Source organism: Marinomonas sp. HM11-D, from assembly GCF_057626615.1.
On record NZ_JBMMKT010000011.1, the window covers coordinates 12,446 to 28,692 of the forward strand.

The following is a 16,247-nucleotide window of genomic DNA, read 5'->3' on the forward strand; positions in this document are numbered from 1 at the left end:
ACATGACTCAGAATGTAAAAACGTGGCTGATTACCGGAGCGGATAAAGGCTTGGGCTACCAAACGGCGAAAACGGCATTGGAACGCGGTGATAATGTGGTGGTGACGGTCATGGCCGCGGATGGTGCTCATGAATTTTGTCAGCGCTACCCTGAACGCTTCCGAGCGTATCACTTGGACGCTCGAGATCATGCTCAAATTGGTCCAGTGATTAATCGTGCTTTTGAGGCATTTGGCCGTATTGATGTGCTGGTTAATAACGCTGGCTATGGTTTGGTGGCCTTGGCAGAGGCCACTGGCGCGGACAAGTACCGTCCTATTTTTGAAGTAAACTTTTTTGGTTTGGTGGAAATGACGCGCGCGGTCTTGCCTATTATGCGTCGCCAGCGCTCAGGGCATGTGATCAATTTATCCTCCTATGGTGGCTTCATCGGCACGCCAGGGTTCAGTTTTTATTCGGCCACCAAATTTGCGGTCGAAGGCTACTCAGAATCCTTGTCTAAGGAAGTGGCGCACCTTGGTATTCATGTAACCTTAGTTGAGCCAGGTGGCTTTCGTAGTGATTTTGCTGGCTCATCTCTTGACCAAGGCTTGGATACATTAGGCGGCGATTACAATGATGTGGCGCCCATCATTGCTAACTACAGCGCCTCACGTCACGGCAAGCAGCCCAATGATCCGGAACTATTTGGCCCAGCCATTTGTGCGCTGGTCGATGCTGAGCAGCCACCAATGCGATTACCGCTTGGACAAGATGCCCATGAGGCAATTAGTAAAGAGCTCGGCAGTATTGCCGAGGAACTAGCACAATGGCGCGAAGTGTCTTACTCAACGACACGTCCCATCTAGCCATTATCATCTGATGAGCACTAAAAAAACGCTCGATGTTGCCATCGAGCGTTTTTTTTATGACGCGCAGCAGGGTTATTTCCAAGCATCTTCTAAGAAGTCACACATCACATCCAATACTGCCACCACCATGTCATCGCCATCCGCGGTTTTGCAACCTGCGGCGCGAGCCGCCTTGATGATCTTGGTTTCGCCGTGGCCTGCCACCACGTCACCCACGAACATTGAGGCATCCAGCAAAGAGGTGTCCAAAGGTTCAGGGTCATTGTCATCCATGCCCATTGGCGTGGCGTTAGACACCACATCAAATCCCGTTGGATCAGCACTACCGGTACGCACTCGATCGCCCGCTTTGGCTTGCAGCTTGTTGACGATCTGCTGTGCCCGAGCGGGATTGACGTCATGTACTACAACTTCCTTAGCGCCGTGATCCAGCATCGAAATCACGATGGCGCTGCCTGCGCCGCCTGCGCCTAAAACTAGGACGCGGGCACCTTCAATGGTCGCGCCTTTATCAATCTGCGCCTTCACAAAGGCATCACCATCCGTAGTGTGCCCGTGCCATGAGCCATCTTTGTTACGACGTACGGCGCTCACTACACGCAACATCTGTGAGGTTTCCGATAAGGTGGCGCAATGGTCGTAGCCGGAGACCTTGTGGGGCATGGTTAAACAGAAACCATCCACATTTTGTGTGGCGGATAAACCAGAGATGGCCTCGGCTAATTTACCTTCGGGCACTTCCATGGGCAGTGAAATCATATTCATATCGCGCTTCGCCATATGATGACTTAGCCAATCTGGAGAGCGGGCATAAATAATAGGGTCGCCTAAAAGAGGGTATAAGCGAGTGCGGCCGTTTAACTGAATGGTCATTCTAAACTCCTTGGTTCTGATGCAGTGGCAATGACTCAAGAGGAGCACCTCTCATGCCAGATTAATGACACCATTCAAGTTTCCCAAGCCCGCTGAACGGGATTGCAGGGTGTTTAGCACTTGCTTACAAAAATGGCATCTCAATTGCGGCTAGTGAGGCATTCTTTAATGAAAATGAATGTTTCTATGTCGCTATCTCTGCTCGTCGTCGGCGATGAAGGGCAGGCCAAGCAAATGATCGTGAGAGTCTATGACCATGAATAGGAAAGTGTTGTTTGGGAAGACAGTCTGTCTTCTGCTTAGACAGTTTGCGACTGACGTTGATAGCGCGCACATGCTGGAGGCCTTATATGACGTGGCCTGAGCTCTGGCACCTTCGTTGCAAAGGGGGTAGTGACTCACAATCTTTAACTGAGGTGGATTCAGAAGTGAAAGCATCGACATCGTCCCTGCGTCTTTTTAAAAACCGTATGTATGCGATTTACTGGTCGGCGGGTTTTTCGGTAAATCTTGGCTGGCAAATTCAAATCGTAGCGATATCTTGGCTGATGGCGTCGTTAGGCGGTACGCCAGAGTTGGTCGCCTTGGTGCAAACCGCGATCTCCTTGCCAGTCATGCTGTTGTCGCTTCCTGGGGGCGCAATTTCCGATTTGATTGGCCAGAGAATTATGTCCCTATGGGCGCAGAGCTTTTTGTTCGCTATCTCTGTGATCCTAGCATTGCTAGCATTCTTCGACGGCTTAACGCCCTATATCTTGCTGGCCTGTACTCTGTTGTTAGGCAGTGGACGAGCGCTTTATTATCCTGGTTGGCAAGCCATGGTGTTTCAGCTGTTAGACAAAAAAGATGTGCCCAATGCGATTGCTCTGAATTCCAGTAACGTCAACATTGCGCGCAGTGTTGGACCTGCGATTGGCGGTGCGATCGTCGCCTTGGCGGGTGCCTTCTTTGCCTTTGTGCTAAGTGCGTTTAGCAATCTCATCGTTTTTTTCGCTGCCAAAGGCATGCCGAAGCACAAACCAGATAACGATCTGCCCCCCGAATCCTTATCGACGGCCATTATGTCGGGGCTAAGGTACGTTGCCCTGTCGCCAAGCTTGCTGATTATTATGTTGCGTTCCGCGGTGTTTAATATCTCTGCGATCGCGATTCTGGCGTTGCTTCCCCTAGTGGCCAAAGACTTATTAGGTGGTGGCGTAACGGCATTTGGTATCTTGCTGGCAGCGTTTGGGGTTGGGGCCGTTATTGGCTCGCTCTACATTACGAAAGTGCGTGCCAAACTGTCACTAGAGGCCTTTCTGGCGCTTGGTTTTGTCGGTTATGCCCTGGCTGGCATTGTCTTAGCAGAAAGTCACTTTTTAATACTATCAGCCATTGGCGCTTTGCTTGGTGGTATTGGCTGGACCTTCATCCAAGTTACTTTCTACTCCATTGTACAAATCTCCTCGCCACGCTGGGTGTTAAGCCGCAGTATTGCGATTTATCAAATGGCGGTATTTGGCGGCAATGCGGTAGGTAGTTTGGTTTGGGGCGCGTTAGCAGGCTTAGTCGGGACCCAACTGGGCTTGATTGGTGCTTCGGTCTTTTTGTTGTTCGGTGCCTTGCTGGGTTACGTGTTTAAGATCCGTGAGCAGCAAGGTGAGAAATTGGACTCTCTTAACAAATGGCGTGCGCCGACGCCACAGTTAGCCATCCATTTAAGAAGTGGGCCCATTATCACCACTATTCAATACCAAATTGATGAAGCGGATGCGCCTATCTTTGTCTCCAGTATGAACAATAAACGTCGAGATCGTCTGCGTGATGGCGCCTCTGGCTGGACCTTAACGCGAGATATACAGGACCCAAACATCTGGTTTGAACGATTTAAAGTGCCCACGTGGGCTGACGCCCAACGCCTGCATGCCCGTCGCACGGTTGCGGGTGAGGAACTGATTGAGTTTATCCGCAGTCTGCATCGTGGCGAAGGCTTACCTGAAGTACAGTACGAGCTAGAGCAGCCGACCACAGCGCGACAGGAGCAGGTTGTGATTTGCCCGAAAGAAACCTGACTCGAGCGGGTTTTGGCATGCCCGGTGCGTACTGGGTTTTACTAGCTGGAATGTTTTTAAAAAATTGTTGAGAAGGTTTTAGTACCAGTGTCATGAACTAGAAGGATGATTCATTTTCACAATGGGTCCTACTGCAAATAAAAATAATTGAGGGTTAGTCCATGAAAAACAAAAAGACTTTAGGCTTATTTACCGTTGCCAGTGTGATGGCTCTTGGGGCTGTGAATGCTGCAGCGGCAGATATTACGTTGCGTATGGGGGACTTCCTACCCGCAGCGCATAATGGTGTTATCGAGGGGGATAACGTCTTTATGTCTGAAGTAGAGCGCTTAACCAATGGCAGCGTTGAGATCGAATTTTATCCGGCGCAACAGGCGGGCAAAGCCAAAGAAGCGTTGGATCTAGTGAAATATGGTGCCATTGATATCTATGCCCTAGGGACAGCTTACTTTGGCGCGGACATCCCGCTTTGGGACATGTTGCAAGCGCCGAATCTTGTGCATTCGACCTGTGCGGCGACCCGCGCCATGCGAGCGATCGGCGATCCTGGCGGTATCCTTTGGGAAACCATGTATAAGCCGCAAGGTGTTCGTGTGTTGAGTTATTTTGTTTACCCACCTTACAGCCCAACGGCCTCCCGTGTGGAAATTAAATCGTTAGATGACTTACAGGGCCTTAAGCTGCGTAATGCTGGTGGCCTAATGGAGCGTACAGTGGTAGCACTGGGGGCGACGCCAGTCGGCATCACCTCGCCAGAAGTCGCGCAGTCGCTACAGCGTGGCACCCTAAGCAGTTGGCTTGGCTCAATCGATTCTGTGTTGAACTACAAGTTCTATGAAGAGGCGAACTACGGTGTCACTGGGTTCTCATTTGGTACTCCAGGCATCTTTATGACCATTAATGAATCTAAGTTTCAATCCCTCCCAACAGAGGTTCAGAATGCTTTGGTGACCGCGGGTAAAGCGGCCGAAGAGAATTTCTGTGCCTTCTCTGATCGCAGCGAAATGGCTGCCATGGCCAAACTGGAAGCCGATCACGGCATGAAGTTCCACCATTGGTCTGAAGCCGATGTTGAAAAGATGGAAAAACTCACCGCTTCCGTGCTCACTGATTGGGTGAAAGACGTTGAAGCAAATGGTATTCCTGCCACCGAAGCACTCAACCAGTACAAAGCGGCACTGGGACAATAGGCGCACCTTTTCACAGGACGCTTCGTCAATCGGGGCGAAGCGTCCCTAGGGGTTTACAAGGTGCAATGGGGGAGTTCACATGTCGATAGAAAATTCAAACAAGGGCGCAATGTCTAAAATGCTGGAGCACTTTGATCGGGTCTTATTTAGCCTAGAAAAAGTGTTTTTAAACATCACGGTCATTAGCTTGATCGGCGTAATGTTGTTAGTAGCTTGTGATGCCTTAGGGCGTTACTTTTTCAATCGTCCAATCATTATCACCATTTATTTTGTCTCACATTACATGTTGCCGCTACTGATGCTATTGCCTGCGAGCTATGTACTGCGTCGCTCTAAGCATATTTCAGTGGATCTGTTTTCATCCATGATTCCACAACGATTGAGCCAGTTTCTGATTGGTGTCGGACTGTTGTTGGTGATGCCGGTGATTTGGATCATGGCCTACCGTGTAGGCATTTCCAGTGTGGAAAGTTTTCGCGACGATAAAGTGGCCTATGGTCTGATTGCTTGGCCTTTTTGGGTTGAGCAGGCCATTTATTGTCTGTGTTTTCTAATGCTAACTGCGCGCATTCTGCATGTAGGGCTATCGCACATAGTCTCTGCCATGTCGGTTCGCAGTTCGGTGAGTCACTGTATGGTGAGTGCACCGCAAATTCCTGTTGGGGAGGTGGACTGATGGCGCTTTCATTAGGTTTTGCACTGCTGGCTGTCTTGATGATGGTCGGTTTACCTGTGGCCTTGGCTTTAGCCTTGTCGGGTGCTGTAGGTTTGTATCTTGTGGGTGGGGTGAATCTTGCGAGTGGTATGATCGCGGCGACGCCACTTGGCTCAGTGAGTAGCTATGAATGGGTCATGCTGCCTATGTTTATCTTTATGGCAAACCTAATCATGGTGAGTCGTATCGGTGATGATATGTTTGATGTGGCGAAAATCTGGGTGGGCCGAGCGCCCGGTGGTTTGGCTCATGCGACGGCCATCACAGGGGCGGCCTTTGGGGCGATTTCTGGCTCTAGTACCGCTGCGGCCGCGACATTAGCCTCGACGACCATTCCAGGTATGATCAAGCAGGGCTATGACCCGAAACTGGCTGCTGGTGTGGTGGGGATTTCCGGCACTTTGTCGATGCTGATTCCGCCGAGTGGCGCCATGATTATCTATGCCTTGCTGGCGGATATGAGTGTCTCGGATCTGCTGATCGCTGGGGTGGTGCCAGGTTTGCTGGTGACCCTGACGATCATGTTGACGGTGCTGTTTTTGATGTGGCGTAATCCTGGTCATGCCCCGGCAGCCAATGGCTACACTATGCGCGAGAAAATCGTCTCTCTAAGACTAATTTGGCCCTTCGTACTGCTGTTTAGCGTAGTGATTGTGGTGATCTACACCGGTGTGGCAACTCCGACAGAGGCGTCCGCGTTAGGCGCATTGACCGCGCTATTATTGGCGACCATGCGTGGCGCACGTTGGCCAGAAGTGAAAAAGGCCGCGATCTCCACCGCCGAGTCGAGCTGTATGTTGGCGCTGATTATCACGGGGGCGCACTTGTTTGTGTACTTCTTAACTATGACGCAAGCGACCCAAGGCGTCATCGACTTTATTGCTGCGGCTGATATTGATCGCTTTACGGTGCTGATCCTAGTGCTACTTATTTACCTAGTGTTAGGTTGCTTTATGGACCTGATTGCTATGTTGATTCTCACCATTCCTATTGTGGTGCCCTTGATGGAGCACCTTGGCTATGACCCTATTTGGTTTGCGGTACTGACCATTGTCATGGGTGAGATCGGGGTATTGACGCCCCCCCTTGGCTTAAATGTGTTTGTCATTTCGGCTACTACCGGTATGAAAGTGCAGGACATTTTTAAGGGCTCTTATCCCCATGTTATTGCCCACATACTATTGGTCGGTGTGCTGATCGCTTTCCCTTCTTTGGTGACCTGGCTGCCCAGTACGATGGGCTAACGCCCTCTGTTCCGTTGGGAACAGCTGCCTTTTCAGCCCTCACTTTGCGGTGATCGGACGTTTGTCTTGATCACCGTTTTTTTGCTTTGAACCCTGTCTATGAAATGGGCATCGCCCCTTGATGTGTCTTGTTAGAAGACACTGGCGATAGAGCGTCGGCACTTTGAGCAACGACCGTCATGTCTTTTATTTGTTGCCTTGGGGGAGCTGATCAATTGGCACGTCGAGTGCGTCTTATAACAAAAAATAAGATCAATAATGTTAGGAGATGGCAGTGGATAGTCTAATGATAGCGGTGGATACGGCGCTGAAGCGCTTGGCCAAATTACTCATTATTATCAGTGGTGCGTTCCTCGCAATGATGATGTTGCATGTCGTCGCTGATGTTTCATTACGATATTTTTTAAATTCCCCGATCCCCGGCACGGCCGAAGTGGTTGCCCACTACTACATGGTCGCGGCGGTCTTTCTACCGTTACCCTTTGTAGAAATGCGTAACTCTGGGATTTCGGTGGATCTGCTTTATGAAACCCAAGGCAAAGCCGTGCGTTGGGCAATGCTGTGCTTGGCGCTTATCGGCCAAATCATTTTCTTTTCACTGCTTGCGTATCAATCGGCGTTGGATGCTTGGCACTCCTTCACCATTCAAGAGTACCTGTCGGTACAAATCAAAATCACTATCTGGCCGTCGGCCTTCTTTTTACCTATGGGCTTTAGTGTGGCGGCCTTAGCCAGTGTGCTGCGCCTAGTTCAACTGTTTGTGCGCAAGGATTGGGAGAATGCTTGCCACGCAACCAAAGACATTACATTGCCTGAGGAGTCTAACTAATGGATCGCGTAGAAATCGGTTTTGTAGGCATTGTCATTGCGCTGATATTAATTGTTTTGCGGATGCAAGTTGGCGTGGTGCTGGGGGTGGTTGCGTTTGTGGGCATCACCTTTTTAACCAGTTCGGGTGCGGCCTGGGGCATTTTAACCGCTATTCCAAGCAACTTTATTGCCGATTGGAATTTGAGTGCGGTGCCAATGTTTTTGTTAATGGGCTATATCGCGGCGCAAGCCGGTCTTACCAAAGGGCTGTTTCAGAACGCACGGATCTTACTCGGCCGAGTGCCGGGCGGTTTGGCATCTGCGACTGTGGTGGCCTCGGCCATGTTTGCATCGGCATCTGGCTCCAGTGTCGCCACCGCAGCAGCATTTTCGCGCATTGCGGTGCCGGAAATGCTGAAGTCCAACTATCAGCCTTCCTTGGCAACGGGTTGTGTAGCGGCAGCGGGTACGCTGGGTTCACTGATCCCACCCAGTATTCTGCTGATCTTATATGGCATCTTTACGCAAAGTTCGATTGGTGAGCTATTCATCGCTGGTGTGGTGCCAGGGATTTTGTCGGCGGTGGCGTTTATCTTAATGATCACCATCCGTGCCTGTCTTAACCCTAAACTGGCGCCAGCCAGCACACGTCGCTACTCATGGTCGGAAATCATGGCCTCTTTAAAGGATGTTTGGCCCTTGCCTGCGCTTATTTTAGGCGTTATCGGCGGCATCTTTACGGGCATCTTTTCGCCAACGGAAGCCGGTGCCATCGGTGCTGCCTTGGCTCTAGTGATTGCCTTAGCGCGTCGATCTTTGTCCGGGCAGGTGGTTATTCGAGCCTTGATTGAAACCGCAGAGGGCACCGCGACCATCTTTATTATCGCCATTGGCGCGACCATGTTTTCGGTGTTTATGGGCTTATCTGCAGTGCCTTCGTTCCTAGCGGATTTCCTACTGGAGTTTGTTGATACTCCGATCGCGGTGATCTTAGCCATTGCGGTGCTGTACATCATTATGGGCATGTTCGTCGACAGTGTTTCCATCATGTTACTGACCATTCCGATTATTCATCCGCTGCTGATGGGTTTGGACATCAACATGGTTTGGTTCGGCATCATTACCATCAAACTGCTGGAAATCGGCATGATCACCCCTCCGGTTGGGTTAAACGTTTACGTTATTCGTAGTGCTCTAGGATCGTCAGTTTCGTTATCGGACGTGTTCAAAGGGGCAGGTTGGTTCTTGCTAACCGACATTATTACGTTATCGCTTTTGATTGCATTCCCTGCGATCACATTATTCCTGCCAGATCTGATGAGATGACAGGACGCTCTACTAGCACATCAATTAGGAGAACAAAAATTATGAAAATGAAATGGCTTAGTAGTGTTAGTTTCGCCGTTGCCATGGGTATGGCCGCGGCACCAGCCAATGCCGAGACGTTTCGTGCGGCGACTTGGAATGGCGCTAACTCCGCAAATGATAAGTTCTTGAGTGACTTTGCGGGTCAGGTAGCGCAGGAATCGGGTGGCGCCATGAAATTTGAAGTCTACCCAGGTGGAGCGCTGTTACCAGCGAAGGGGACCTTGGAAGGTCTCAAAAATGGCGTTGCTCATCTGGCGAATATTACCGCTGCTTACATTCCTTCGAAAATGCCAGTGGATTTTGTCGTGGCGGATATGTCCTTTGTGGCCGACGATCAGATGGCGTTGGCCTTTGCCAAAACGGAGCTTGGATTCTTTAACGAACAAATGCGCAAAGAGGTTGAGGATCTCGACCTGGTGTTTGCTACCGGCTTTTCGATTGGTATCTACAGTTTGATCTGTGGCTTTGAAGCAACCTCGTTAGCAGACTTCAAAGGCCGCAAGATACGCACCTCATCCGATGCTCAAGTCGCTTTTGTCGATCGTATCGGTGGGGTGGCGGTGAGTGCCCCTGCTAACGAAATCTATACGGGGATTCAGCGTGGAACACTCGATTGCACGGCAGGCACACCCTTGTTCCTGACAGACTTCTTTAAACTGTCTGAAGTGGCGAAGTCCGTGTACATGCTGTCGTTTGGCTCCAATGCCAACGGTGGTTATTACTTTAATCAAAAGTTTTGGAAGAGCCGCACACCAGAGCAACGTAAGGTGTTGTTTGATGCGTTAGCCGATGCCACCGCACGTTCTATGACCGCATGGAATGCCAATATTAATCATGCTTGGGAGGTTTCTCGTCAAGCCGGGGTGCATCTGGTCCAGCCTGAAACCGAAGCGCTTGAGGAACTGACCAAATTTACCGCCGAATACGTGCCAACTGTTGCCACGACAGCCATTGAAAAACGTGGCATTCAGGACCCTACACCGCTGATCACTGATTTAACGGCGGCTATGGATAAATGGAAAGGGCTTTTGGCACAAATCGATCGCAATGATCCAAACCAAGTCTCCGCGTTACTTAAACAAGAGATTTTTAACAAGGTGGATGTTGCCACCTACGGCATTAACTAGTGCGCATTACGCAGCAGGAGATCCTCCTGCTGCGTCTTTTTTTGCCGCACCCTCTATGTCTGATGAAGCGCCCTTGGCAAGCCGTGTGTTACCCAAGTTGAGCGTTGCGATTGAAACCATTTGGAGTGAAGAATGACCTCTCTAGCAAAGCAAACAAATACTCTACCGCAATACCCACAGGTTGGACTATTGATCGATGGAGAATGGCAATATGACCGTCCAGCCTGCGGTGAAGTGATTAACCCTGCTGATGAAAGTGTCTTGGCACAGGTGCCTGGAGCAACCAAAGAGGACTATGAACGGGCGCTCAATGCGGCCAAACAAGCGTTTTTGAGTTGGAAAAAAGTCGCTCCCTTAGATCGTGCCGCCGTGCTGCTAAAGGCTGCTGAGTTGATGAAACAGCGTGCCGAGGAGATCGGGGTCGTGATCTCATTAGAGCACGGTAAGACCTATCAAGATGGTCGTAATGAAGTGCTGCGCGCCAGTCAATTTCTCGAATGGGATGCCGCGCAATTACAACGTAATTATGGCCGCATCGTACCCACACCGCATCCTATGTACCAGTTCGTTGTGCGTGAGCCGATCGGACCGGTTGCGGCCTTTACCCCTTGGAATGTACCGGTCAGTGCGGCAGGGCGTAAAGTCGGTGGTGCGATCGCCGCGGGCAACTCGGTGATTATCAAACCCGCGACGCAAACGCCTGCCTCTACTTGCATGATGGCGCAATGTTTTATCGATGCGGGTCTGCCAACAGGGGTACTTCAGGTGGTTCATGGTAAAGCGGCGCAAGTGTCGGAGAATCTGATTCTATCGCCGATTATCCGTATGGTGACGCTGACTGGCTCAACGGCGGTGGGCAAAGCCTTAACCAAGCTTGCCGCCGAGGGCATGAAGCCAGTGTTGATGGAACTGGGCGGCCATGCGCCGGTATTGATCGACGAAGACGTCAACCCTGAAACGGTGGCAGAGATGGCCTTGGCAGCGAAGTTTCGCATGAGCGGTCAGCTGTGTGTTTCACCGTCACGTTTCTTGGTACATCGTAGCGTTTACCATGCTTTTGTCGACGCCATGGCCAAAGGTGCGCAGCGTATTAAAGTGGGACCTGGCTCCGATCCAACCACAGAAATGGGGCCAGTGGCCAGTGAGCGTCAATTAGACACCATGATCCAGTTAGTCGCGGATGCTAAAGCCTGTGGTGCGCGCGTGGTGGCTGGTGGTGAGCGTCTTGGTCATCAAGGATGGTACTTTGCGCCAACGGTGTTGGCCGATGTACCGCTTAACGCGGCCATCATGTCCGAAGAACCTTTTGGCCCGTTAGCGGCGATTACGCCGGTGGATTCAATGGATGAGGCGCTAGAGATTGCCAATAGCCTTGATGCGGGCTTGGCGAGCTATGTCTTTACCAACGACATCGAGCGCGCGGATTACTTAAGTAATGCCTTGGAGAGCGGCTCGGTCTCGATTAATAACTTTGTGACGCCAGGGGCGGATGCGCCGTTTGGTGGGGTCAAAGACAGTGGTATGGGGCGAGAAGGGGGGATGGAATCCTTGGATCTCTACTCGGTGATCAAAACGGTGACGGAAAGAAAAGTGAAAGTGTAGTTAACACGCACACAACCCAGCAACGCTTTTGAGTAGGAGAATCCCCTATGAGTAAACGCCTAGAAGGACGAGACGAACCGATTATCGACCCAGATCTGCCGATCATAGACGCGCACCATCATCTGTTTGATAAACCAGCCCTACGCTACATGACGGAAGAATATTTAGACGATGTGACAGCAGGGCACAAGGTGGTGGCTTCCGTGTATGTGGAGGCCTCCGCGTTCTATCGACAATCTGCTCCAGAAATCTTACAACCCCTTGGTGAAGTCGAGTTTGCCAATGGTGTGGGCGCTATGTTTGACAGTGGTACGTATGGCGACTTACGTTTGTGCGCCGCCATTGTGGGTCATGCAGACTTACGTCAGGGCGCGGCTGTGGGCGAGTTATTAGATCGCTGTATCAGTGCGGCGCCAGAGCGTTTTCGGGGGATTCGCCAAATCACCATGGATCACCCCTCCGATGCCCCGTATCGCTATTTCTTTACTGGGCGTCCCCCTGCAGGGGTGTTCCAGCACCCCAACTTTAAGAAGGGCTTCGCGGAGCTTGCCCAACGTCAGCTGACCTATGATGCCACCGGGTTTCATCTACAACTGCCGGATATCGCAGCGTTAGCCGATGCCTTTCCCGAGGCGACCTTGATCGTTAATCATATGACGGTGGCCATGGGTTTAGAGATGACCAAGGAGCAGCAGCGTGAGCTGTTTAAAGAATGGTCTGAGGCGCTCTATGAAACCGCCAAGCGTCCCAATATCGTCTGCAAAATTGGTGGTATGGGCATGCCAGTATGGGGCTTTGGCTTGGATGAGCAAAGCGAACTGGTGACTTCTGAACAGCTGTGTCGAGTCTGGCAGCCGTTTGTCGAAGTGGCGATCGAAGCCTTTGGCGTGGAGCGTTGTATTATGGAAAGTAATTATCCGCCGGACTCACGTTCCTGTGGTTATGTGCCTTTGTGGAATGCCTTAAAAAGAACGGTCGCAGGCGCCAGTCGTGAAGAAAAGCTCGCGCTATTCAACACCAATGCCGCCCGCGTGTATAACATGCAGCTGCCCGCTAACTTATTAGGTTATTGAACCAGCTTCTTATACAGGTAGGAGCGCGAAATGCCCAAGTGCTCCGCCGCTTTCTTTTTATTACCGTTGAAGTGCACAATGGCGTCATTGATCAGTTGATTTTCCAGCGCTTCCAAGGAATCTTTCAGGTTGGCACCAGTGCTTTCTAGCGGCTGATTTTCAGACTGCTGGATAGGGGACACGTTGCCTTTCGGCAAAGTAGGTCGAGGTGCTGCTTTGCTTGGGAATTTGCCAGCATGCTCGAAGTCTTCTACCCGTAGCTTGCCTCCTTCAAAGAAGACAAAGGCGCGTTCTACCGCATGGCGTAGCTGACGGATATTACCGGGCCAATCCTGATCCATTAGGAAGTGTGCCACATCAATATCGATCTCTGGTCGCTCACGATTATATTGCTGGGCTAAATCGTTCACAAAATGATTGAGTAGCAAAGGAATGTCTTCGATCCGTTCCGCCAACGTCGGCATGGTAATGACCACTGGGCTAATACGGTAGAACAGGTCGAGTCGGAATTTATCTTGCTCAATAAAGGCTTCTAAATCACGGTTGGTGGCGCTGAAAAGGCGGAAATCCACGTGTTTTGGCTTGTCGCCACCGACCCGTTCAACAATGCGATCTTGTAGTACGCGCAGCAGTTTAGATTGCACATCAATCGGCATATCGCCAATTTCATCGAGGAAAATGGTGCCCTTATCGGCTTGCTCGAATTTCCCTGCGCGACCTTTGCGATCAGCACCCGTGAAGGAGCCTGCTTCATAGCCAAATAGCTCACTTTCCACCAAATTGTCTGGCAATGCCGCGGCATTAACCGTGACCAAGCGAGCGTCGTGACGGGCACTGAGCATATGCATGGCTTGCGCCACCAGCTCTTTGCCAGTACCGCTTTCCCCTTGAATCAATACTGGAATATCCAGCGGAGCAACTTTACGAATTTGATCTTTTAGGGAGCGTACCGCGAAGCTCTGACCGACAATCGCATCCAAGTATTCTTCACCTGGCATATGCTCAGTCGACAGCTCTTTGGCCTTGTACGTGGCAATTTCCTCTTCTAGGTCATTGATGCGGCGTGCCAGTGCTTCTAACTGTTGTGGTCCTTTAAACATGATGCGGCCAATGGCGCCAACCACATTGCCATCGTGTCGAATCGGATGACGTGACACGACCCGTTCTTTGCCTTTCATACGGTGCACTAAGCCTACCTCGGCCACCCCAGTGCGAACCACTTGGTGTAGACGCGAGTTCTCAATCACGTCGCGAACCCGTTTGCCAATGGCTTCCCCGGATTGCAGACCAAAGAACTTTTCATGAATGGGTGAGATGAAGGCCAGCTTCTCGTTGGCGTCGACGATGGCCATGGCATCATACGGATCCGTCAGGATGTGATGAATGATGTCGTAGGCAAAGTCCACGTGAATAATAAAGTCCAGCACGGTATCGGACGCTGGTTCTGAAAGGATGATGAGAAATCCATCTTCAATCTGAGTCACTATCGCAATGTAGTTAACATCATTGAGAAGAATTGGGTGAATCCGTTTCTCGGTCGTCATCGCTAACCAATCATTATCGCTAATCATTGCTTTCAGGCGTTTATCGTTCGCCTCCCCCGTCGCAAGCAATGTATTACCAATTTTGTCAGTGATGATGACCCCTTTGATGCTATGGCGATTTGTATTTATATCCATAAATCCTGGTTCCATCAGTTTTAATCGTAGTTGTTATGTACACTTTTAGCGGTTTTAGTGTACGCAACGAATGCATCTTGTACAAAGAAATCTCATCAAGAATCTTAGACTGCACTCGAAACCCACTGCTCATCGGGGTTAGAGCGGGATTGACCAAGTTTGGCTTGAATCTTGTATTTACAAGGGAACAAAAATAACAAGAACCAATGGAGAGGGATTATGGAACTTCGCCCAAACTTGTCTACCCAGATCAAGCAGACACTAACCATGACACCTGGGTTGATTCAGTCGATTCGGTTACTGAAATTTAATCAGGAAGACCTGTTTTCATTTTTACGGGAACAGGAGGAAAAAAATCCACTGATTGAAATTTCCGGCATGGAATATGGTGAGACGGATGCGGTGGTTGCAGCGCCAGCAACAGAGCAAGAAAAAGACACGCCAATCAGCATGCCAAGCAATGTTAACAGCGCTGGCGTTAGACAAAGCGGTTCGCTGAAATCCTCAAGTTCAGAGATGTTCCCCTCGGTTGAGGATTTGCAAGTCTCTGAAATTACCTTGCGTGAGCATCTTCTGTCACAAGTAAACCTCGTGATTAATGATCCGTTAGAGCGTTTGGTGGCGGCCGACATCGTTGAGGCGATGAATCACGATGGTTATCTCAAGGAAAGCGATTTGTTTTTTATCGCCGATGATCTCGAGATCCCACAAGAATACGTGGCTCAGGTGCTAGAGAGTGTACAACGATTTGATCCGGCAGGGGTTGGTGCACGTAGCCTAGGCGAGTGTCTGGCCTTGCAACTCAAACAGCGCGGTGATTATAGCGAGGCACTCGGTGTGTTGTTGGACAACCTTGAACTCGTGGCGAGTTTGAAGTTTGAAGAGCTGGCCCGTCGTTGTGCGGTGACGCGCAAAGAAGTCATCAATATGGTCTCTGTGATTCGTAGCTTGAACCCACATCCAGGTGCCGAGTTTGATCATGAGATCTCACAAACCATACAACCAGACCTGAATTTAAAGATTGATGCTGAAGGCAAGCTACAGATCGAGCTGAATTCGGATCTGCTCCCTAAAGTGCTGGTGCACAAAGAGTACTACGCTGAAATCTCCAATGCTGCGACGGACTCAGAAGATACTCGTTTTGTCACGGACTGTTTGCAGAGTGCCAATTGGCTGGTGCGCAATCTGGATCAACGGGCCAATACTATTCTCAAAGTCGCGACCGAAATCGTGCGCCAACAGAAAGACTTTTTCTTAGGAGGAGAGGGTTTGAAACCGCTACGTCAACGGGATGTGGCAGATGCCATTGGCGTGCATCGCTCCACGGTATGTCGCGCAACCGCTGGCAAATACATCATGACCAGTCGTGGCGTCTTTGAGCTGAGCTATTTCTTTTCCAATGCCATCAATGATACCGAAGGTGCTGAATCTCATTCCTCTGAAGCCATTCGCGAGCAAATTCGTGTCCTGGTGAACCGTGAAAAATCCGAAGCGATTTATTCCGATGACGCGATTGCCAGCCACCTTAAACAACAGGGCATTGATATCGCCCGTCGTACCGTGGCCAAGTACCGCGAGATGATGAATATCCCATCCTCACAAATTCGAAAACGCCAGCAAAAAGTCAACGCGGTTGAACTACAACACTGATTTCAAAGGAGAGT

The 16,247-nt window shown here is 50.5% G+C and carries 13 protein-coding genes; 11 read left to right on the plus strand and 2 right to left on the minus strand.

What is annotated here, in order from left to right:
* Nucleotides 1-2 precede the first annotated feature (2 nt).
* On the plus strand, nucleotides 3-848 hold the full coding sequence (locus ACOSVP_RS13920; protein ID WP_487348095.1) for an oxidoreductase: 846 nt from the start codon (nucleotides 3-5) through the stop codon (nucleotides 846-848).
* A 75-nt stretch (nucleotides 849-923) separates the two neighbouring features.
* Here the strand turns inward: ACOSVP_RS13920 and ACOSVP_RS13925 are convergent, their stop codons facing one another.
* Nucleotides 924-1,724, minus strand: coding sequence for a shikimate dehydrogenase family protein (locus ACOSVP_RS13925; RefSeq protein ID WP_487348096.1), 801 nt, complete (start codon nucleotides 1,722-1,724; stop codon nucleotides 924-926).
* Nucleotides 1,725-2,074: 350 nt separating this feature from the next.
* On the opposite strand from ACOSVP_RS13925, the gene ACOSVP_RS13930 reads away from it, so the two are divergent.
* The 9 genes from ACOSVP_RS13930 (at nucleotide 2,075) to ACOSVP_RS13970 (ending at nucleotide 12,904) form a co-directional block, all read left to right on the plus strand.
* Nucleotides 2,075-3,775 carry an MFS transporter gene (locus ACOSVP_RS13930; protein ID WP_487348097.1) on the plus strand — a complete coding sequence of 567 codons (1,701 nt, stop codon included), beginning with the start codon at nucleotides 2,075-2,077 and terminating at the stop codon, nucleotides 3,773-3,775.
* A 161-nt stretch (nucleotides 3,776-3,936) separates the two neighbouring features.
* Entirely contained in the window at nucleotides 3,937-4,965 is a 1,029-nt protein-coding gene (gene dctP, locus ACOSVP_RS13935) for a TRAP transporter substrate-binding protein DctP (RefSeq protein WP_487348098.1), read from the plus strand.
* A 79-nt stretch (nucleotides 4,966-5,044) separates the two neighbouring features.
* Nucleotides 5,045-5,641 (plus strand): TRAP transporter small permease, encoded by a 597-nt coding sequence (locus ACOSVP_RS13940; protein WP_487348099.1) that lies wholly within the window; start codon nucleotides 5,045-5,047, stop codon nucleotides 5,639-5,641.
* On the plus strand, nucleotides 5,641-6,924 hold the full coding sequence (locus ACOSVP_RS13945) for a TRAP transporter large permease (RefSeq protein WP_487348100.1): 1,284 nt from the start codon (nucleotides 5,641-5,643) through the stop codon (nucleotides 6,922-6,924). The genes ACOSVP_RS13940 and ACOSVP_RS13945 overlap by 1 nt, the downstream gene beginning before the upstream one ends.
* Before the next feature lie 274 nt (nucleotides 6,925-7,198).
* The gene (locus ACOSVP_RS13950) at nucleotides 7,199-7,753 is read left to right on the plus strand and encodes a TRAP transporter small permease (protein ID WP_487348101.1); all 555 of its coding nucleotides are present in this window, start codon (nucleotides 7,199-7,201) and stop codon (nucleotides 7,751-7,753) included.
* Nucleotides 7,753-9,060 carry a TRAP transporter large permease gene (locus ACOSVP_RS13955; RefSeq protein ID WP_487348102.1) on the plus strand — a complete coding sequence of 436 codons (1,308 nt, stop codon included), beginning with the start codon at nucleotides 7,753-7,755 and terminating at the stop codon, nucleotides 9,058-9,060. Before ACOSVP_RS13950 ends, ACOSVP_RS13955 begins: the two co-directional genes overlap by 1 nt.
* Nucleotides 9,061-9,101: 41 nt before the next feature.
* Nucleotides 9,102-10,229 (plus strand): C4-dicarboxylate TRAP transporter substrate-binding protein, encoded by a 1,128-nt coding sequence (locus ACOSVP_RS13960; RefSeq protein ID WP_487348103.1) that lies wholly within the window; start codon nucleotides 9,102-9,104, stop codon nucleotides 10,227-10,229.
* A gap of 132 nt (nucleotides 10,230-10,361) precedes the next feature.
* Complete coding sequence (locus ACOSVP_RS13965; RefSeq protein WP_487348104.1) at nucleotides 10,362-11,831, plus strand: NAD-dependent succinate-semialdehyde dehydrogenase; 1,470 nt, start codon at nucleotides 10,362-10,364, stop codon at nucleotides 11,829-11,831.
* 47 nt (nucleotides 11,832-11,878) lie between these two features.
* Nucleotides 11,879-12,904: an amidohydrolase family protein gene (locus ACOSVP_RS13970; RefSeq protein ID WP_487348105.1), complete on the plus strand. Its 1,026-nt coding sequence runs from the start codon at nucleotides 11,879-11,881 to the stop codon at nucleotides 12,902-12,904.
* Here the strand turns inward: ACOSVP_RS13970 and ACOSVP_RS13975 are convergent.
* A complete protein-coding gene (locus ACOSVP_RS13975; protein WP_487348106.1) occupies nucleotides 12,898-14,583 on the minus strand; it encodes a sigma-54 interaction domain-containing protein in 1,686 nt (561 codons plus the stop codon). The genes ACOSVP_RS13970 and ACOSVP_RS13975 overlap by 7 nt on opposite strands.
* 219 nt (nucleotides 14,584-14,802) lie before the next feature.
* Here ACOSVP_RS13975 and rpoN point away from each other — a divergent pair, with 219 nt between their 5' ends.
* Nucleotides 14,803-16,233, plus strand: coding sequence for an RNA polymerase factor sigma-54 (rpoN, locus tag ACOSVP_RS13980; RefSeq protein ID WP_487348107.1), 1,431 nt, complete (start codon nucleotides 14,803-14,805; stop codon nucleotides 16,231-16,233).
* The last annotated feature ends 14 nt before the right edge of the window (nucleotides 16,234-16,247 follow it).